Below are 18,277 nucleotides of genomic sequence, written 5' to 3' on the forward strand. Positions count from 1 at the left end.
TATGCTGTCGGCTCCGACCTTTGGGAGATCTCGCGGATGAACATGCAACGTGTCCTGCAGCTGATGGCGGAAAAGGGGGCGTCCGACCTCTACCTGTCGGCCAATGCCCCGGCGCTGCTGAAGATCAATGGGCAGCTGATGCCCATCACCGACCATGTGCTGGCGCCCAGCATGCCCCGCACCCTGCTGGCCGAGGTGCTGACGACCGAGCAGCTCGAAGAGCTCGACCAGACCGGTGAACTGAACATCGGCATCGGCATCCCCAAGGTCGGCAGCTTCCGCCTCTCGGGCTTCAAGCAGCGCAACAGCATTGCCGCGGTGGTGCGTTGCGTGCCGGTCAAGATCCCCTCGATCGACACGCTGAACCTGCCGCCCATCCTGGCGCCGCTGTCGCTGGAAAAGCGCGGCCTGATCCTGATGGTGGGGGCCACCGGCACCGGCAAGAGCACCACCATGGCCGCCATGCTGGAGTGGCGCAACCAGAACGTCTCGGGCCACATCCTCACGATCGAAGACCCGATCGAGTTCCTGTTCAACAACAAGCGCTCGATCGTCAACCAGCGCGAGGTGGGGCGCGACACTGCGAGCATGCACATCGCGCTGAAGAACGCGCTGCGCCAGGCCCCGGACTGCATCATGATCGGCGAGATCCGCGACCGCGAAACGATGTCGCAGACGATCTCCTATGCCCTGTCGGGCCACCTGGTGCTGGCCACGCTGCACGCCAACAACAGCTACCACGCCTTGGGCCGGATCCTCTCCTTCTACACGCCAGAAGCCCGTCCCGCCCTGCTGGCCGACCTCTCGGCCGCCCTCAAGGCCATCGTCTCGCAGCGTCTGCTGCGCTCGATGAAGGGCGGCCGCATCCCGGCGGTGGAGGTGATGCAGAACTCCAAGCTGGTCTCCGAGATGATCGAGAAGGGCGATTTCGCCGGCGTCAAGGAAGCCATGGAGCGTTCGCTGGCCGAGGGCTCCCAGACCTTCGAGCAGGAGCTGGCCAAGATGATCAAGGACGGCCTGGTCTCGCGTGACGAGGCCCTGGCCCAGGCCGACTCGCCCACCAACCTGCTGTGGCGCCTGCAGAACGAGCAGGCCCCGGTCTCGCGGGTGACCCCGGCGCCGGCCGAACCCGACAGCCCCTCCTTCACCGAGATCACGCTGGACGTCGTGCCCGAGACGGCCGCGCCGGCGCCTCTGGTCAGCGCCCGCACCCGCTGAACCTGTTCCTGCAGTCCTGATGTCCGATACCCTGCGCCTGGTCGAAGACCTGATCGCCCGCCCTTCCGTCACCCCGGCCGACCATGGCTGCCAGGACCTGATCGCCCAGCGGCTTTCCGCCCATGGCTTTGTGACCGAGCACCTGCCCTTCGGCCCGGAGGACTTCCGCGTCCAGAACCTCTGGGCCGTGCACGACGGCCACCGCCCGGGCCCCACGGTGGTCTTTGCCGGCCACACCGACGTGGTGCCGCCCGGCCCGCTGGCCCTGTGGAACAGCGACCCCTTCGTGCCCAGCCACCGCGAGGGCAAGCTCTTCGGCCGCGGTGCGGCTGACATGAAGACCTCGGTGGCCGCCATGGTGGTGGCGGCCGAAGAGTTCGTCCGTTCCCATCCGGACCATGCCGGCCGCGTCGCCTTCCTGATCACCAGCGACGAGGAAGGCCCTTCGGTCGACGGCACGGTCAAGGTGGTGCAGGCCCTGCGCGAGCGCGGCGAGCGGCTGGACTGCTGCATCGTCGGCGAGCCCACCTGCGTCGAGAAGCTCGGCGACATGATCAAGAACGGCCGCCGCGGCTCGCTGTCGGGCAAGCTCGTCGTCACCGGCGTGCAGGGCCATGTGGCCTACCCGCAGCTGGCGCGCAACCCGGTGCACGAGGCGGCGCCCGCGCTGGCCCAGCTGGCCGCCACCGAATGGGACGCGGGCAACGAATACTTCCCGCCCACCACCTGGCAGATCTCCAACATCCACGCCGGCACCGGCGCCACCAACGTGATTCCGGGCGAGCTGGTGGTCGATTTCAATTTCCGCTTCTCCACCGCCTCCACACCGGAAAGCCTGAAGGCCCGCGTGGCCCAGGTGCTGGACCGCCATCTGCTGCAGTGGCGCATCGACTGGACGCTCGGCGGCGAGCCTTTCCTGACCCCGGTGGGCAGCCTGGTCACGGCGCTGAGCGAGGCCATCCAGGCGGAGACCGGTGTGACGACCGAGCTCTCCACCACCGGCGGCACCTCCGACGGCCGCTTCATTGCCAAGCTGTGCGAACAGGTGGTGGAATTCGGTCCGGTGAACGCCACCATCCACAAGGTCAACGAGCATGTGGCCGTGGACAGCGTGGAGCCGCTGAAGAACATCTACCGCCGCACCCTGGAAACCCTGCTGGCCTGACCCATGACTGTTCTGGAACTGATCGAGCGCAGCAGCGCCCGCCTCACCGAGGCGGGCGTTTCGTTTGGGCATGGCACCACCAACGCCTTCGACGAGGCGGCCTGGCTGGTGCTGTGGTCGCTGGACCTGCCGCTGGACGCGCTGGACGAAGTCGCCGAGCAACCGGTGCCGCCCGACGAGGTGGCCAAGGCGCAGGATCTGATCGAGCGCCGCATCCACAGCCGCCAACCCGCCGCCTACCTGACCGGCGAAGCCTGGCTGCAGGGCGTGGCCTTCACGGTCGACCCGCGGGTCATCGTGCCGCGTTCGCTGATCGCCGAATGCCTGGCCGATGCCACCATCGACCCCTGGCTCAGCGAACACACCCGCGCCGTGCTGGACCTGTGCACCGGCAACGGCAGCCTGGCCGTGCTGGCCGCCATGGCCTGGCCCGAGGTGCAGGTCACCGGCGCCGACCTCTCCGACGATGCGCTGGCCGTGGCCCGCATCAACATCGCGCGGCACGGCCTGGCCGACCGCATCCACCTGGCCCAGGGCGACGGCCTCCACGCCGTCACGGGCCAGACCTTCGACCTCATCCTCTGCAACCCGCCCTATGTGAACGCCGAAGCGATGGCGGCCCTGCCGCCGGAATACCGGGCCGAACCCCAGCTTGCCCTGTCCGGCAACGCCGCCGGCGGACACGACGGCATGGACTTCATCCGCCCGCTGCTGCAACAGGCCGCGGCGCACATGAACCCCGGCGCCGTGCTGGTGCTGGAGATCGGCCATGAGCGCGACTTCTTCGAAGCCGCCTTCCCCCTCCTGGACGTCGTCTGGCTGCCCACCAGCGCCGGCGACGACCAGGTGCTGCTCGTCACCCGCGATGCGCTGACCGCGCCCGGCGCCCTGCCCGGCCCGGCCTGAACCCGCGGGGGACGTCGAACCGCATTCGGACGTTCCATGATCACTCTTCGCAATGTGACGCTGCGCCGCGGCGTCAAGGTGGTGCTCGACAGCGCCACCGTCACCCTCAACCCCGGCGAGAAGGTCGGCCTGGTCGGCCGCAACGGCGCCGGCAAGTCCAGCCTGTTCGCCATGCTGGCCGGCCGCCTGGGCGCCGACGCCGGCGACTTCGAGATCCCGCCCAAGTGGCGCCTGGGCGAGGTGGCCCAGCACATGCCCGAGGTGGACACCCCGGCCACCGACTTCGTGCTGCAGGGCGACCTGCCGCTGATGGAGGCCCAGGCCGCGCTGGATGCCGCCGAAGCCGCCGATGACGGCCACGCCATGGCCGAGGCCCACCTGGCCCTGGAAGAAGCCGGCGCCTTCGACGCCAAGGCCCGCGCCCAGACCCTGCTGCTGGGTCTGGGCTTCAAGCTCGACCAGGTGATGGCACCGGTCAACAGCTTCTCCGGTGGCTGGCGCATGCGCCTGCAGCTGGCCCGCGCCCTGATGTGCCCCAGCGACCTGCTGCTGCTGGACGAGCCCACCAACCACCTGGACCTGGACGCCCTGGTCTGGCTGGAAGGCTGGCTGCAGCGCTATGCCGGCACCCTGCTGGTCATCAGCCATGACCGCGAGTTCCTGGACGCCATCACCACCGTCACCCTGCACCTGGACGAGGCCAAGCTGACCCGCTACGGCGGCAACTACACCCGCTTCGAGGAAATGCGCGCCGAGCGCATGGAGCAACAGAGCGCGGCCTTCGCCAAGCAGCAGGACCGCATCGCCCACCTGCAGAAGTTCATCGACCGCTTCAAGGCCAAGGCCACCAAGGCCAAGCAGGCGCAGAGCCGGGTCAAGGCCCTGGCGCGGATGGAGAAACTGGCGCCGGTGCTCACCGCGGCCGACTTCAGCTTCGAGTTCCGCGAGCCGATCAGCCTGCCCAACCCGATGCTGGCCATGCGCGACGTCGTGTGTGGTTACGTCGGCGCCAATGAGGACGGCAGTGACAAGCCCATCGTCCACGACATCAGCCGCACCGTGCTGGCGGGCCAGCGTATCGGCATCCTGGGCGCCAACGGCCAGGGCAAGTCCACCGTGGTCAAGACCATCGCCCGCGTCCACCCGGCGCTGGCCGGCACGCTGACCGAAGGCAAGGGCCTGGCCATCGGCTACTTCGCCCAGCAGGAGATGGACCTGCTGCACAGCGACGACAGCCCGCTGCAGCACATGGTGCGCCTGGCCAAGACCTGCGCCGCCCACCTGGGCGGCGAGGGGCGCGAGCAGGACCTGCGCAACTTCCTGGGCCAGTTCCGCTTCGAAGGCGACATGGTGCACCAGCCCATCGGCACACTCTCGGGTGGCGAGAAGGCGCGCCTGGTGCTGGCCAGTCTGGTCTGGCAGCGCCCCAACCTGCTGCTGCTGGACGAGCCGACCAACCACCTGGACCTGCAGACCCGCGAGGCGCTGTCGATGGCGCTCAACGAGTTCGACGGCACGGTGATGCTGGTCAGCCATGACCGGGCCCTGCTGCGCGAGACCTGCGACGAATTCTGGCTGGTGGCCGACGGCGAGCTCAAGCCCTTCGACGGCGACCTGGACGACTACCAGAAGTGGCTGCTGGAGCGCAGCCGCGAGGCCCAGCGCGCTGCCAGCGGCAAGGCCGCGTCCAGGGCCTCGGCACCGGCCAAGGCCTCCCCCTCTCCGGCCACCGCGCCCACGGCGGCCCCCGCACGCGCGTCCGCACCGGCCCCCGCCCCTCAGGGCCGGGAAGACCGCAAGGCCGCCGCCCAGGCCCGAGCCAAGCTGGCCGACCTGACCCGCCCGCTGCGCAACGAGCAGGCCCAGATCGACAAGCGGCTGGAGAAGCTGGGCGGCGAGAAGACCGAGGTCGAGGCCCTGCTGGCCACGCCGGGCCTGTCGGGCGAGCAGTTCGCCGAGCATGGCCGGCGCCTGGCCTATGTCCAGGCCGAGCTGGCCATGCTGGAAGAGCGCTGGCTGGCGCTGGGCGAGGAAATCGAGGCGCTCACCCGTCAGGCGGGCTGAGCGCCCCCGGGGCTCACTTCACGCCCTGGCCCAGCAGCACACCGTCCACCACCACGCCGTAGAGGTTCACCCCGTCGCCCTCGTGGAACTTCTTGCGGGTGGCCTCGATGTCCTGGTTGACCAGGCGCGGGTCCTGCGGCCGCTCGTGCGCATTGACGAAGGCGGCCACGTCCCAGGCCTCCTGGTCGCTCAGCGTCTCGCCCTTGCCCAGCGGCATGTTGTGCTGGATGAAGCCGGCCGCCGTGTTGATGCGGTGCATGCCGGCGCCCCAGTTGTAGGAATCCTTCCCCCACAGCGGCGGGAAGACCTGGGTGGCCCCGACCTTCTTGCCCTCGCCGTTGGCGCCGTGGCAGAGGGCGCATTGGGCGCTGTAGACCTTCGCCCCGCGGGCGATGTCGTAGCCACCCTTGGGCGGCATCGGCTCGTCAAAGCCGCGGCCCGGCAGGGCCTGCCCCACCGGTGCGCCGGTGGACAGCCAATAGGCATAGGCGGTCAGCGCGCTCAGCACCTCGCTGTCGGCCGCCGGCGCCTTGCCGTTCATGCTGAACTGGAAGCAGCCCTGCATGCGCTCGGCGAAGCTGTTGACCTTGTCGTTCTTCTTCCGGTAGGCCGGGTACATGGTGTAGGCCGCCCACAACGGGGCCGAGTTGGCCTTGCGGCCGCGGTCCAGGTGGCAGTTCACGCAGGCCAGCTCATTGCCCACGTATTGCGGCGCCAGGGCCCGGGTGTTCAGGAACAGGGCCTGGCCCTGGCGCACCAGCGCGCCAAAGGCGTTGTTGGGCAGACTGCTCTCGGCCGGTGGCTGGAACCAGGGGCTGCTGGCGGCCTTGGCCGGGGCCTTGGGCAGCTGGGTCTGGTCGTCGGTGCGCGGGCTGGCGGCCTGGGCGCCCAGGCTGGCCAGCAGGGACGCGGCCAGGGCGAATGAAAAGGCGGAGGAGGTCTTCATGGCGTCGGGTGTCCGGGTCAAGCAGGCGCCGTCAGCGCAGCCGGTGCTGGGTGTCGTCGAAAGGCTCGCTGGAATCGCCCAGGCTGCCGAAGTACTCGGCCACGGCCTTCATCTCGGTGGGGGTGAGGCTGGCGGCGATGTGCTGCATCAGCCCGTTCGGGTCGTTCTGCCGGCTGGGCGGCACGGCGGCCACGGCCTTGGTCTTGCCGTGGGCCGCCACGGCCGGCACGCCACGCCAGGCCTTGAGCTGGTTCTCGATGTAGGCCACGCCCTGCCCGGCCAGCGGTGGAAAGGACGGATCCACGCCCACGCCACTGGGGCCATGGCACAGCGTGCACTCGGGGATGCTGCGGTCCCAGGCGCCACGCAGGGCGATCCAGGCACCGCTGCCTTCGGGCGGCACGCCCACCGGTTGCGGGGCCACGTTCACCCGCGGGCGGGCCGCGTAGGCGCTGGCCACGGCGTCGATCTCCTCCTCGGTCAGCGCGGTGGCGATGGGCTGCATCACCCCGTTCTGGCGCCGGCCGGCCTTGAAGTCGTGCAGCTGCTTGCGGATGTAGTCGGCCGGCAGGCCGGCCAGGCGGGGAAAGCCGGCCGCGGCCATGCCCTTGCCGTCCGGTGCGTGGCAGCTGATGCAGGGCATGGCCACCGGGTTGGCGCCGCCCTTCTGCATGAGGGTTTCGCCATCGGTGGCGGCCTGGCTGGCCAGGCACGTCAGCAGGAGCAGGCCGGCCAGCGGCCACGCCCGGGCGCGCGGGGTCGGAAGATGCATGGGAAGTCCTTGGGAGGGGTCACGAGGCCGCCCAGGCGGCCATCCAGCATGCTATCGAGCCCCCTTTCGAGCGCCGACCCGGGCTTTTCCGTGAGGGATTCCTGAGGAGGTAGACCGGAACCGCCGGCCGAGATGCCCGGGCTTGTCGCCGCATTTCCGGCCACCAGCCCCTGGAGCACCTCCTTAGCATCGGGACACGACTCTTCATGCACCCGACATGATCGCCACCGCCCCGTCCTCCGAGCACGCCACCCCGTCGCCCGCCGTCAGCCCCTGGCCGGCGGTCTGCCTGCCGGCGCTGGCGCGCGCAGCCACCGGCCAGATGCCCCTGGCCGAGCTGCTCGACACCGCCCAGCAGTGGCAGGACCGGGGCCTGGCCGCCGCCGCGGTGGCGCTGTATGCCCAGTGGCTGGCCCACACCGAATCGCCGCTGCGCCATGTGGCCGGCTTCAACCAGGGCACGCTGCTGGCGGCCCTGAACCGCGATGCCGAGGCCGAGGCCGCCTACCGCGAGGCCCTGGCCTTCTCGCCCCACTTCCCGCAGGCCCACCTGAACCTGGGCCACGCCCTGGAGCGCCGCGGCGACGCCGAAGGCGCCCTGGCCGAATGGCAGCAGGTGGTGGACCAGGTCAGCGACAGCACCCACGATCACCTGACCCTGCGCCTGCACGCCCTGAACAACATGGCCCGGCTGCAGGAACAGCGACGCCAGTTTCCCCAGGCCGAGGCGCTGATGGTGCGCAGCCTGCAGCTCAAACCGGCCCAGTTCGACGTGCTGCAGCACTACGTCCACATCCGCCAGAAGCAGTGCGAATGGCCGCTCTACCAAGCGGTGGGCGACGTGACCGCCAATCAGCTGCTGGTGGGCACCTCGCCGCTGGCCATGCTCAGCGTCAGCGACGACCCGGCCCTGCAACTGATGGCCGCGCAGCGCTTCGTGCACGAGCGGGTGGCCCAGCCGCCCGCCCAGCCCCTGTTCGCCAGCCGGCCGCCGCGCCAGGGCAAGATCCGCCTGGGCTACCTTTCGGGCGACCTGCACATGCACGCGGTGGGCCTGCTCACCGCCGAGCTCTTTGAGCTGCATGACCGCGAGCGCTTCGAGGTCCATGCCTTCAGCTGGAGCCGCGAGGACGGCAGCCCGCTGCGCGCCAGGCTGCGCCGGGCCATCGACCACTACCACCCCATCACCGGCCTGAGCGATGCCCAGGCCGCCGCCCTGATCGCCGACCAGGGCATCGATCTGCTGGTGGACCTGCAGGGCCTGACCAACGGTGCCCGTCCGGACATCCTGGTGCAGCGCCCGACCCCGGTGCAGGTGAGCTACCTGGGCTTTCCCGGCACCTGCGGCCTGCCCGGGGTGGACTGGATCATCGCCGACGACTTCCTGCTGCCCCCGGCGCTGGAGCCCTTCTGCACCGAAAAGCCGCTGCGCATGCCGGTGTGCTACCAGGTCAGCGACCGCCAGCGCGAGGTGGGCGCCGTGCCCAGCCGCGCCCAGTACGGTCTGCCCGCGCAGGGCACAGTCTTCTGCACGTTCAACAACACGTTCAAGGTCACCGAGCCGGTGTTCGCCAGCTGGATGCGCATCCTGCAGGCGGTGCCCGGCAGCGTGCTGTGGCTGCTGGCCGACAACGACTGGGCCCGCGACAACATGCTGCGCCAGGCCCAGGCCCTGGGTGTCGCAAGCGATCGCCTGATCTTCGCCCCCCGCGTGGCCCCAGCCGACTACCTGGCCCGCTTCGCTCTGGCCGACCTGATGCTGGACACCTTCCCCTACAACGCCGGCACCACCGCCAGCGACGCCCTGTGGATGGGCCTGCCCATCGTCACGCTGGCCGGTCGCAGCGTCATCTCGCGCATGGCCGGCAGCCTGCTGACCGCCATCGGCCTGCCCGAGCTGATCACCGAGACCCTGGCCGACTACGAGGCCCTGGCCATCCGCCTGGGCCGCCAGCCTGCCCGTGTCGCCTCGCTCAAGCGCTACCTGGCTGAGGAAGGCCGGCGCTCGCCGCTGTTCGACGTGCCGGCCCGCGTGCGCGACATTGAATCGGCCTTCGAACGCCTGGCCCTGCAGGCCCGCGGCTGAGGACGGGCCCACCCGCTTGACCATGAGCACCGCCACCGTCCCGGGTTCCGCCACCGCCGCCGCCCAGGCGCCGGTCGGGCCGGACGAGGACGCCCTGCTGCAATCGCTGCTGTGGCTGACCCGCCACCACGGCCGGCCGCGCTCGGCCGCGTCCCTGCTGGCCGGCACGCCCATCTCCGGCGCGCTGCAGCCGGACCAGGCGATGCGGGTGATGCAGCTGGCGGGCTACCAAGCCCGCTGGATCCGCCGCCCGCTGGACGGCATCTCCGGCCTGCTGATGCCGGTGGTGGCCCTGCTGCGCGATGGCGACGCCTGCCTCATCACCCGCCGCATCGAGACCGAGGGGCAGGACATCCGCTACGAGCTGGTGCTGCCGGCCGCCCGCGGGGCCAGCTGCGTCGTCACCGAGGCCGAGCTGAGCGAGGAATACCTGGGCCATGCCCTGGTGGTGGCGCCGCAGCTGCCCGACGCCACGCCCGACGACCCCCTGCTGCACCCCGGCGGTCACTGGCTGTGGGGCACGCTGCGCCGCTTCATGCCCTACTACCGCTCGGCCCTGGCGGCCGCGCTGGTGAGCAACGTGATGATGCTGGTGACCGGCCTGGTCACCTCGGTGGTGTTCGACAAGGTCATCCCGCACCAGGCCTTCGTCACCCTGTGGACGCTGGCCAGCGGCGCCGGCCTGGCCCTTCTGATGGACCTGGCGGCCAAGCAGCTGCGGGCCCACCTGATCGACCACTCCGGCCGCAAGGCCGATCTGATCATCGGCAGCCTGCTCTTCCGTCAGGCCCTGGGCGTGCGCATGGAGCACCGCCCGCAGAGTGCCGGCGCCTTCGCCTACCACCTGGTGCAGATCGAGCAGGTGCGCGACTTCTTCGCCTCGGCCACCCTGGCCACGCTGTCGGACCTGCCCTTCATCGTGATGTTTGTGGCCATGGCCTTCATCATCGGTGGGCCGCTGGGCTGGGTTCTGACGCTGGCCATCCCGGTGATCCTGCTGTCGGTGCTGGCCATCCAGGGCCGGCTCAAGCGCAACATGCAGGCCAACATCGCCCACCAGACCGACCTGCAGGGCGTGCTGGTGGAAGCCGTGGAAGGACTGGAAGACCTCAAGGCCTGCGGGGCCCAGGGCCGCTTCCTGAAGCATTACGAGAACGCCACCGCCCAGGCTGCCAGCTCGGCCATGCGCGCCCGCGCGCTCTCGGCCTGGTCCAACAACCTCTCGGCCATGGCCCAGCAGGCCGTCACCGTGGTGATGCTGGTCTGGGGCGTGTACCTGATCCACGACGGCGCGATCACCGCCGGCTCGCTGATCGGCGCGGTGATGTTCGCCGGCCGGGCCGTGGCCCCGCTGGGCAGCGTGGTGGCCCTGGCCACCCGTTACCAGGGCGCCCGCGCCGCCATGCAGTCGCTGGACCGCATGATGAACCTGCCCTCCGAGCGCGACGCCCAGCGCCAGTACATGGTGCAGCCCCGCATCCAGGGCGGCCTGGTGCTGCGCCAGGCCAGCTTTGCCTACCCGCCCACCGGTTCGGACAAGCCGCCCACCGTGCTGCAGGGCGTGAACCTGCAGATCCGCCCGGGCGACAAGGTGGCCATCCTGGGCCGCATCGGCAGCGGCAAGTCCACCGTGCTACGCCTGCTGGCGGGGCTCTACCAGCCCACCGAAGGCCGGGTCGAGGCCGACGGCGTGGACCTGCGCCAGATCGACCCGGCGGACTTCCGCGCCGCGGTGGGCTTCGTCTCGCAGGAGCCGCGCCTGTTCGCCGGCACGCTGCGCGAAAACGTACTGCTGGGCCGGGCCGACGCCGATGCCCAGCGCCTGCAGGCCGTGGCCCAGCTCACCGGGCTGGACCGCCTGGTGGCGGAGCACCCGCTGGGCTGGGACCTGCCGGTGGGCGAACGCGGCGGCCTGCTCTCGGGTGGCCAGCGGCAGCTGGTGGCCCTGGCCCGGGCCCTGGTCACCGCACCCCAGGTGCTGCTGATGGACGAGCCCACCAGCTCCATGGACGCGCAGAGCGAGATCCAGTTCCTGCAGCGCCTGCAGGCCGCCGCCGGTCAGCGCACCCTGGTGATGGTGACCCACCGCCCGGCCGTGCTGGCCCTGGTGAACCGCCTGATCGTGGTGGATGGCGGCAAGGTCATCATGGACGGCCCCAAGGCCCAGGTGCTGGCGGCCCTGGGTGGCCAGCCACCGGGGGCGGCAGCACCGGGCGCCGCCGGCCCGGCCCCCACCCAGGCCCCGCCCCAGCCCGGTCAGGCGCCCGCCCAGGCCGGCCATGCGCCGGCCGCGGGGGTGCGCTGACATGCTCGGAGCACTGCGCCGCCGCTGGGGCAGCGTCCCCTCGCGCCGCGAGCCGGCCTCGCCCGAAGGCCTGATCCACCCCGCCGACCTGCCCACCCGACCGGGTCCGGAGGGCAGGGCTGCTGCGGCTGCCCCCCGCACCACCCGCCCGACGCCACGCCAGGCCCTGAGTGACCGGCGGCTGCGCCCGGGCGATCTGGAACTGCTGGGCGCCGTGCAGGCCGCCCAGCGCACCGAATCCCACCCCCGGGTCACCGGCGCGATCTACCTGATGCTGGCCACCGTGGTGCTGGCCACCGCCTGGGCCTCGCTGACCCACATCGAGATGGTCACCCGCGCCGAAGCCCGGGTGGTGCCCGAAGGCCGCGAGCAGATCGTCGCCAGCCTGGAAGGCGGCATCCTGCGCGAGCTGCTGGTGCACGACGGCGACCAGGTGCGCCGCGGCCAGGTGCTCGCCCGCCTGGACCCGACCCGCTTCGAATCGCAGCAGAACGAGGGAGAGGCCAAGCGCCTGGCCCTGCTGGCCACCCAGGCCCGGCTCAAGGCCGAGGCCAGCGGACGCGCGCTGGTCTTCCCGGCCGAGCTGGCCGAGCACCCCGAGCTGCAGGCCACCGAACGCGAGGCCTACCAGGACCGTCGGCAGGTGCTGGACGAAGCCAGCGCCGCCAGCCGCCACAGCATCGCCCTGGTGCGGCGCGAACTGGACATGTCCGAGGCCCTGTCCCGCAAGGGGCTGATGTCCGACGTGGAGGTCATGCGCCTGCGCCGCCAGATCGGCGAAATGCGCCAGCAGGCCGACGAGCGCCGGGGCCGTTTCCGCCAGGAGGCCAGCACCCAGTTGCTGCAGGTGCAGTCCGAACTGGCCCAGCTGGCCCAGCAGCAGGTGGCCCGCGACGACGCGGTGCGCCGCACCGAGCTGGTCTCGCCGGTGGACGGCCTGGTCAAGAACATCCGCACCCGCACCCCCGGCGGCGTGGTGGCCGCCGGCGCGCCGGTGCTGGAGATCGTGCCGGTGGGCCAGCGCCTGCTGGTCGAGGCCCGCATCAAGCCCGGCGAGATCGGCTTCGTGCACGTGGGCCAGAAGGCAGAGATCAAGCTCGCCGCCTACGACTACAACCTCTACGGGGGCCTGGAAGGCACGGTGGAGAACATCAGCCCCGACGTGCTGGGTGACGCCGAGCGGGCCAACGGCGGCCCCGACGCGACCTGGTTCCGCGCCCTGGTGCGGGTGGAGCGCTCCACCCTGCGCGGACCGGACGGCACGCTGGCCGTGCAACCCGGCATGACCGGCTCGGTGGAGATCAACACCGGCCAGCGCACCGTGCTCGAGTTCGTGCTGCGCCCCCTGCTCAAGGCCCGCGAAGCCTTCCGCGAGCGCTGACACGCCGGAAACTGAACCGACACAGTCCACTTCATCGGGGGACTGCCCCCGGCCGCGCGCCGGTCTACTGACGGGCATGAACAAGCCGCCCATCAGCCCCCCGTCCGCCACGCACCTGGTCTGGCCCGCCGCCGTGCTCATCGGCCTGCTGGCCGGGCTGCTGCTGTTGGCGCCCGCGGCCCAGGCGGCCTGCGCCGAGGGGCTGCAACCCCTCTCCACGCCGCCTCAGGCCGCGCCCGACGTCTCCCCCCGGACCAGCCTGCTGACCCTGGTGCGCGCCGCCGAGCAGCGCAGCAAGCTGGTGGGCGCGGCCCGCCTGCTGACCGATGCGGCCCAGGCCGATGCCGAGGAAGCCCGGGCCGGGGGCCTGCCCCAGGCCGCGCTGAGCACCACGGCAGGCCCGGTGGGCAGCCAGGTCGAAGGGGACCCGCTGCGCACCCGCTCGCAGCTGCGCCCGGCCCTGACGGTCAGCGCGCCGCTGTACGACGCCGGCCGCGTGGATGCCCTGGGCCGCTGGCGCGACAGCCTGGCCGAAGCCGCCCACCAGGGCCAGCTCAGCACCCAGGAGCAGGTGGCCCTGCAGGCCGTCACCCTGGCCCTGGACCGTGACCGCTACCGCCTGCACCAGCAGGTCTGGAACCAGTACGCGCAGAAGGTCTGCGGCCTGGTGGATGCGCTGGAGCAGATCGTCGCGGTGGACAAGGGCCGCCGCAGCGAGCTGGTGCAGGCCCGCAAGACGCTGCAGCAGGTGCTTCTCTCACGGGCCCAGTCCATGACCCAGCTGCGCCAGACCGAGGTCAAGCTGCGCCGCCTGGTGGGTGACACCCTGCCCGAGATCGGCCCGCTGTCGGCCCTGCTGCTGGACGTGCCCGGCCTGGACGACCTGGACCGGCTGGCCGCCAACAGCCCCGCCATCGTGCAGATGGACGCCCAGGCCCAGGCCGCCAACCACCTGGCCGACGCCACCCTGGCCGGCCAGAAGACCCAGGCCAGCTGGCAGCTGGCGGTCAGTCGCAACCTGATGGGCGACCACACCGCCGCCTGGAGCGCCGGCGTGACGGTGAGCATCCCGCTGTTCAACCCTGGTTTCGCACCGGCCGCGCAATCGGCCCAGCTCAAGGCCGAGGCCGCCCGGCTGCAGCGCGAGGACACGCTGGAATCCCTGGTGTCGCGCCTGGCCGAGGTGCATGAGCAGGCCCGTGCCGCGATGACCCGCGCCCACGACGTGGTGGACACCCTGCAAAGCAGCGAACAGGTGCGCGAGGCGACCCTGCAGCAGTGGCAGCAGATGGGCCGCCGCTCGCTGTTCGACGTCGTCTCGGCCGAAGGCGACCACTACAGCCTGCGCATCGCCTATGTCGATGCGCTGCACGACGGCCAGCAGGCCGTGGCCCTGCTCTGGTCCCTGGCCGGCGGGGTGACACAGCCCTTGCGCTGAGCCGAGCCCCTCTCTGTCAACGGGGGATCAGCGTGCCTTGGGCCGCCCGTAGGTGGCGGTGAAGCTGGCCTGGCCCAGGGTGTTGGCGTGGATCATGAAGCCCGCCAGCGCGGGGCTGGCATCCGCCGGGATCTCCAGCTTGTCGGTGCGCAGGGCATGCACCGTGAACACATAGCGGTGGGGCTTGTCCCCCGGGGGCGGGCACATGCCACCCCAGCCGGCCTGGCCGTAGTCGGTCCGGATCTGCCGGGCGCCTTCGGGCAGGTGCGCGCCGCCGACGGCGCCGGCATCCGGCGCCAGGGTATCGACGCCCGCGGGCAGATCGACCACCACCCAATGCCACCAGCCCGAGCCGGTGGGCGCGTCCGGGTCGTAGACGGTCAGGGCAAAGCTGCGCGTCCCGGCGGGGGCACCGTGCCAGCGCAAGGCCGGGGAGCGGTTCTCGCCGGCGCAGCCAAAGCCGTTGAACTCGAAGCGCGGGTCGATGCGGTGACCGGCCCGGATGTCCGGGCTCTCCAGCACGAAGCCGGCCGCATGGCTCCCGCTGCAGGCGCCCATCAGCGCCGCGATCATCACGGTGGATCTCAAGGTGGAAGGCATGGGAGGTTCCCGTCTGTGGAAGAGACGCCCATGTTCGGCCGGATGGGGCCACGGCGCTGGCCCCACCGCGTCAGATGCTGTGCGCAGACCGCCAGGCCTCAGGGCCGCAGGTGGGTGGGCGCGTAGCCGAAGCGCTGGCGGAAGGCCGCGCTGAAGCGGCTGTGGGACTGGTAGCCGCAGCGCACCGCGATCTCGGAGACCTGCAGCTCCGAGCCCTGCAGCAGGGCCATGGCGGTCAGCAGCCGGGCCTCGCGCACGCAACGGCTGGCGGTGGTGCTCTCCTCGGCCAGCCGGCGTTGCAGCGAGCTGGCGCTCAGGTGAAAGGCCTGGGCCAGCGTGTCCACCGTCCAGTCCACATGGGTGCGCTGGCCCACCAGGCGGTGCACCCGATCGGCCCAGCCCAGCGACTGCACCGGGGCGAACACCAGCCCGCGCTCGGCCAGCAGCAACAGCACCTCCAGGGCCCGGTGCTCGCGCATGGCCTCGGAGGCCTCGGGGTCGGACAGGGCCGCGCAGGCATGGTCGAAGGTGGCCGCGAAAGCCGGATCGGCGTCGGTGCCCGCACCGCCCTGCACGGCCGGCACGCCGGCGTACTGGCCGAAGCGGGCATGGAAGCGCTCGATGGTCTGGGGCGCGAAAGCCATCACCCGGGCCTCGTAGTGGCCGCCCGGAGGTGGGTCGTTCAGCACATCCCACTGGGTGGCGCGCGGGATGCAGAACACCCGCCCCCGCTCGAAGGCCATGCCGCCCCCGGGCGACACCAGGCGCTTGCGTCCCCGCAGCACCCAGCCCACCAGGTCCTCCCGCACGGTCAGGGTGCGGATGCCATGGGGCACCTGGCTGCGCACCAGCTGCACGGCGGCAGGCTGGGGCGCCCAGGGCGTTCCGGGCGTGGACGAGGGGATGGCGGACATGGTGGGGCAGCGGCGGTGGAACCGGCCGCCAGCATAGGGCACGCGCCAGGGCACGCGCCCGACCTCAGACGGCGGCGAACCCCAGGTCGGTCCGCGCCGCGCGGGCGCGGCTGCGCTCCTGCAGGCCGGTGTGGCGGCGCACCAGCACCACCCGCAGGGTGTGGGCCTCGGCCAGCGCGCAGGGTTGGTCGTCGGCGCCCAGGCCACCCAGGTGCACCAGCCCCAGCGCGCGGTCCAGCGGGCCGGGCCGTTGCCAGAAGCTGTGGGTCCAGGGGGCCAGCTGGTGGACGATGGCCGCAGCCGGGTCGCCACCGGCCGGACGGGGGCAGCGCAGCACCACCCGCCCTTCCGGGGCCAGGTGGGCCAGCGCGGCGTCAAGCCGGTCCGCGTCGGTCGCGGGATGCCAGCGGCCCAGTTCGATCAGCTCGAAGGCCGCATCCGGTTCGGATGTGAAAGTCTCGGCAGCCTGACCCGGGCCGGGCCAGGCCTGCCAGCCGGCCAGCGCGCCCAGGCGGGCGAGGTCGGCGTTCAGGCGACGCGGCGCGCCGTGCGCGGCGACGGGCGGATGGGCCTGCCACCAGGCGGACAGCGTGGCCAGGGCCTCGCGCAGTTCGTCCAGGGCCGCGACCCCCCGCCTCTGCTCGGCCTGCAGGCCCGCTTCGGCCTGGGCGGCCAGGGTCTGGGGCGTCCAGGGCCAGGGGGCGCCCTGGGGCCAGCTCAGCACCGACTCAGCCAGTTCGGCCGGCCAGCCCGCGAGACCGTGGCCCTCCGGCGTTTCGACCACCACGGCGGTGCCACGGGCCAGGGCCAGCTGGGCCAGCAAGGGCTCGGCGCTCTGCCCGGGCTGGGGAGCGAGCAGCAGCACGGCGCGGGCCTGGGCCAGCATCTCGTCCCATTCCGGGCCATGCAGGGCCTGCTCCAGCCGGGCCACGCTCACGCCCTGGCGTTCCAGGGCCAGCAGCGTAGTGCGCTGGTGATCGGTCGGGGCATGGGGCAGCAGCAGGTCCAGCGGCCTGGCGGCCAGCGCGCGGCGCTCGGCGCCGGGCGCTGCCGCGGGCTGCCAGCGCAGCAGCGGCGGGGTTTGCTGCGTTGCGCCGCGCTGCGCCGCCAGGGTCTGGGGCTCGGTGCACAGCAGCGGCCAGCGCTGGGCCAGCCGCCAGGGCACGGCGGCATGGCCGGGGGCGCCCGGCGGGGCCAGCGGGGGGGTCACCAGGGCCACTCGGTGGCCCTGGGCGGCTTCTTCGTCAAAGCCCCAGCCGATGCCCAGCACCAGGTTGAGTGCGTCGGGGCGCAGCTGGCGGGCGGCCAGACTCACCGGGTGGCCCAGGGCGCCCAGCTGCGCCTTCAGGGTCAGGGCCAGGTCCAGGCTGCCCAGGGCCGCGGCCTCGCCCTCGGGCAACTGCAGGCACAGGTGGATGGGGCCCTGGGGTTCGGAAATGGCGCTCATGCCAGTCGCTCCAGACGCTGCCGGCGGGCCGCGACGATGTCGGCCTCCAGCGCGCTCAAGACGGTGAAGACCTCGTCGTCGAAGGCCTGGCGCTGGCGCTCGATCCACTGCCGGTAGGGCTGCAGCTCGGCGGCCAGGCGGCCATGGTCGGCCAGGGCCTGGGCGATGCGGCGCAGCACCTGCGGCACGGTGCCGGGCTGGCGCTCGTCGAACTTGCTGGCCGCCGGGATGGGCACGTCCACCATGTTGCCCGCGCTGCCCTGGGTGTTGGTGATGACCACCGCGCCGCACAGCGCCGCCTCGCGCGGGATGCGGTCGCGCCCCGGGTGCGGGCCGAAGTCGATGTAGACCTTGGCGGTGGCCAGCAGCTGGGCCACCTCGGCCGGGCTCATGTTCTGGATGGGCACCCAGCGCCAGCTGGGGGGCGCCACCTGCATCAGGGCCTGGGTGAAGGCCAGGCCCTTCTTGGGGTTGTAGGCGATGATGTCCTCGCGCGGGCCGTCGCGCAGCGCGCGGGCCCGGTCCAGGATCTCGTCGCGCACGTAGTCGGTCAGCAGCCGCGCGCTGGCGCCGCGCTGGGCCACCCACTGGCGGGCGTATTCGGACTGGGCCCAGTGCACCACCCGCTGCGCGGGGTCGAACACGAAGTCCAGCGGACTGGCACCGGTCAGCCCGGCGCCGCGCTGGGCCTCGGCCCGGCTCTGGAAGTGCTCCACGCTGAGCCACCACAGCACGCGGCGGGCGTGGCGCAGCTCCAGCAACAGCTGGGGGCCGGTCTCGGGCACCACCACAACGCTGTCGGGCGCATCCACCACCTCGCGCACCACCCGCGGCCGGTAGAGGCGGAACACGCCGGGCGTGGGGTCCGGGTCGTCGTCGGGCAGGTAGCGCATGGCCATGTCGAAGCCCAGCCGCTGGCCGGCATCGACGAACTGGTGCAGCGCTTCCGGTCCGCCGGTGACGGACGAGGCTGGGCAAAGGACGTGGACCTTCATGCGCGCCAGTCTCGCCGCCCTGCCCCGCCCCCAAGACGTG

Annotated in this window: 14 protein-coding genes; 8 read left to right on the forward strand and 6 right to left on the reverse strand. The window is 71.9% G+C overall.

Annotation, left to right across the window (positions count from 1 at the left end; all coding sequences use genetic code 11):
• Nucleotides 1–36: 36 nt before the first annotated feature.
• The 4 genes from M0L44_RS20750 to M0L44_RS20765 are packed head-to-tail and all read left to right on the forward strand — an operon-like array spanning nucleotide 37 to nucleotide 5,353.
• Complete coding sequence (locus tag M0L44_RS20750; RefSeq protein WP_252772090.1) at nucleotides 37–1,218, forward strand: PilT/PilU family type 4a pilus ATPase; 1,182 nt, start codon at nucleotides 37–39, stop codon at nucleotides 1,216–1,218.
• A gap of 19 nt (nucleotides 1,219–1,237) precedes the next feature.
• Nucleotides 1,238–2,383, forward strand: coding sequence for a succinyl-diaminopimelate desuccinylase (gene dapE, locus M0L44_RS20755; RefSeq protein WP_252772091.1), 1,146 nt, complete (start codon nucleotides 1,238–1,240; stop codon nucleotides 2,381–2,383).
• A gap of 3 nt (nucleotides 2,384–2,386) precedes the next feature.
• Nucleotides 2,387–3,289: a 50S ribosomal protein L3 N(5)-glutamine methyltransferase gene (gene prmB / locus M0L44_RS20760; RefSeq protein ID WP_252772092.1), complete on the forward strand. Its 903-nt coding sequence runs from the start codon at nucleotides 2,387–2,389 to the stop codon at nucleotides 3,287–3,289.
• 36 nt (nucleotides 3,290–3,325) lie between these two features.
• Nucleotides 3,326–5,353: an ABC-F family ATP-binding cassette domain-containing protein gene (locus tag M0L44_RS20765; protein ID WP_252772093.1), complete on the forward strand. Its 2,028-nt coding sequence runs from the start codon at nucleotides 3,326–3,328 to the stop codon at nucleotides 5,351–5,353.
• A gap of 13 nt (nucleotides 5,354–5,366) precedes the next feature.
• Here M0L44_RS20765 and M0L44_RS20770 read toward each other — a convergent pair whose 3' ends face one another.
• Nucleotides 5,367–6,299, reverse strand: a complete 933-nt coding sequence (locus M0L44_RS20770; RefSeq protein ID WP_252772094.1) for a c-type cytochrome — start codon at nucleotides 6,297–6,299, stop codon at nucleotides 5,367–5,369.
• A 31-nt stretch (nucleotides 6,300–6,330) separates the two neighbouring features.
• A complete protein-coding gene (locus tag M0L44_RS20775) occupies nucleotides 6,331–7,071 on the reverse strand; it encodes a c-type cytochrome (protein WP_252772095.1) in 741 nt (246 codons plus the stop codon).
• A 217-nt stretch (nucleotides 7,072–7,288) separates the two neighbouring features.
• On the opposite strand from M0L44_RS20775, the gene M0L44_RS20780 reads away from it, so the two are divergent.
• The 4 genes from M0L44_RS20780 to M0L44_RS20795 all read left to right on the forward strand — a co-directional run bounded on the left by M0L44_RS20780 (nucleotide 7,289) and on the right by M0L44_RS20795 (nucleotide 14,281).
• On the forward strand, nucleotides 7,289–9,157 hold the full coding sequence (locus M0L44_RS20780) for an O-linked N-acetylglucosamine transferase, SPINDLY family protein (RefSeq protein WP_252772096.1): 1,869 nt from the start codon (nucleotides 7,289–7,291) through the stop codon (nucleotides 9,155–9,157).
• Between the two features lie 22 nt (nucleotides 9,158–9,179).
• Nucleotides 9,180–11,462 (forward strand): type I secretion system permease/ATPase, encoded by a 2,283-nt coding sequence (locus M0L44_RS20785; RefSeq protein WP_252772097.1) that lies wholly within the window; start codon nucleotides 9,180–9,182, stop codon nucleotides 11,460–11,462.
• 1 nt (nucleotide 11,463) lies between these two features.
• Nucleotides 11,464–12,843, forward strand: a complete 1,380-nt coding sequence (locus M0L44_RS20790; RefSeq protein ID WP_252772098.1) for an HlyD family type I secretion periplasmic adaptor subunit — start codon at nucleotides 11,464–11,466, stop codon at nucleotides 12,841–12,843.
• 76 nt (nucleotides 12,844–12,919) lie between these two features.
• On the forward strand, nucleotides 12,920–14,281 hold the full coding sequence (locus M0L44_RS20795; RefSeq protein WP_252772099.1) for a TolC family protein: 1,362 nt from the start codon (nucleotides 12,920–12,922) through the stop codon (nucleotides 14,279–14,281).
• Between the two features lie 27 nt (nucleotides 14,282–14,308).
• Here the strand turns inward: M0L44_RS20795 and M0L44_RS20800 are convergent, their stop codons facing one another.
• From M0L44_RS20800 to M0L44_RS20815, 4 genes are all read right to left on the reverse strand, one after another.
• Nucleotides 14,309–14,839: a YbhB/YbcL family Raf kinase inhibitor-like protein gene (locus M0L44_RS20800; protein WP_435526451.1), complete on the reverse strand. Its 531-nt coding sequence runs from the start codon at nucleotides 14,837–14,839 to the stop codon at nucleotides 14,309–14,311.
• Between the two features lie 140 nt (nucleotides 14,840–14,979).
• Complete coding sequence (locus M0L44_RS20805) at nucleotides 14,980–15,795, reverse strand: helix-turn-helix transcriptional regulator (RefSeq protein ID WP_252772100.1); 816 nt, start codon at nucleotides 15,793–15,795, stop codon at nucleotides 14,980–14,982.
• Nucleotides 15,796–15,859: 64 nt separating this feature from the next.
• Nucleotides 15,860–17,242, reverse strand: coding sequence for a hypothetical protein (locus M0L44_RS20810; protein WP_252772101.1), 1,383 nt, complete (start codon nucleotides 17,240–17,242; stop codon nucleotides 15,860–15,862).
• A complete protein-coding gene (locus M0L44_RS20815; RefSeq protein WP_252772102.1) occupies nucleotides 17,239–18,237 on the reverse strand; it encodes a hypothetical protein in 999 nt (332 codons plus the stop codon). Before M0L44_RS20815 ends, M0L44_RS20810 begins: the two co-directional genes overlap by 4 nt.
• Nucleotides 18,238–18,277: the final 40 nt, after the last annotated feature.

The sequence above is a fragment of the Ideonella oryzae genome (assembly GCF_024055665.1).
In the GTDB taxonomy this organism is placed as follows: domain Bacteria; phylum Pseudomonadota; class Gammaproteobacteria; order Burkholderiales; family Burkholderiaceae_C; genus Ideonella; species Ideonella oryzae.

What these genes read in the sequence shown, in the direction of transcription:
- M0L44_RS20750 (WP_252772090.1), top strand. Translation starts at nt 37, where the DNA reads ATGAACATGCAACGTGTCCTGCAGCTGATGGCGGAAAAGGGGGCGTCC.
- dapE (WP_252772091.1), top strand. Translation starts at nt 1,238, where the DNA reads ATGTCCGATACCCTGCGCCTGGTCGAAGACCTGATCGCCCGCCCTTCC.
- prmB (WP_252772092.1), top strand. Translation starts at nt 2,387, where the DNA reads ATGACTGTTCTGGAACTGATCGAGCGCAGCAGCGCCCGCCTCACCGAG.
- M0L44_RS20765 (WP_252772093.1), top strand. Translation starts at nt 3,326, where the DNA reads ATGATCACTCTTCGCAATGTGACGCTGCGCCGCGGCGTCAAGGTGGTG.
- M0L44_RS20770 (WP_252772094.1), bottom strand. Translation starts at nt 6,299, where the DNA reads ATGAAGACCTCCTCCGCCTTTTCATTCGCCCTGGCCGCGTCCCTGCTG.
- M0L44_RS20775 (WP_252772095.1), bottom strand. Translation starts at nt 7,071, where the DNA reads ATGCATCTTCCGACCCCGCGCGCCCGGGCGTGGCCGCTGGCCGGCCTG.
- M0L44_RS20780 (WP_252772096.1), top strand. Translation starts at nt 7,289, where the DNA reads ATGATCGCCACCGCCCCGTCCTCCGAGCACGCCACCCCGTCGCCCGCC.
- M0L44_RS20785 (WP_252772097.1), top strand. Translation starts at nt 9,180, where the DNA reads ATGAGCACCGCCACCGTCCCGGGTTCCGCCACCGCCGCCGCCCAGGCG.
- M0L44_RS20790 (WP_252772098.1), top strand. Translation starts at nt 11,464, where the DNA reads ATGCTCGGAGCACTGCGCCGCCGCTGGGGCAGCGTCCCCTCGCGCCGC.
- M0L44_RS20795 (WP_252772099.1), top strand. Translation starts at nt 12,920, where the DNA reads ATGAACAAGCCGCCCATCAGCCCCCCGTCCGCCACGCACCTGGTCTGG.
- M0L44_RS20800 (WP_435526451.1), bottom strand. Translation starts at nt 14,839, where the DNA reads ATGGGCGCCTGCAGCGGGAGCCATGCGGCCGGCTTCGTGCTGGAGAGC.
- M0L44_RS20805 (WP_252772100.1), bottom strand. Translation starts at nt 15,795, where the DNA reads ATGTCCGCCATCCCCTCGTCCACGCCCGGAACGCCCTGGGCGCCCCAG.
- M0L44_RS20810 (WP_252772101.1), bottom strand. Translation starts at nt 17,242, where the DNA reads ATGAGCGCCATTTCCGAACCCCAGGGCCCCATCCACCTGTGCCTGCAG.
- M0L44_RS20815 (WP_252772102.1), bottom strand. Translation starts at nt 18,237, where the DNA reads ATGAAGGTCCACGTCCTTTGCCCAGCCTCGTCCGTCACCGGCGGACCG.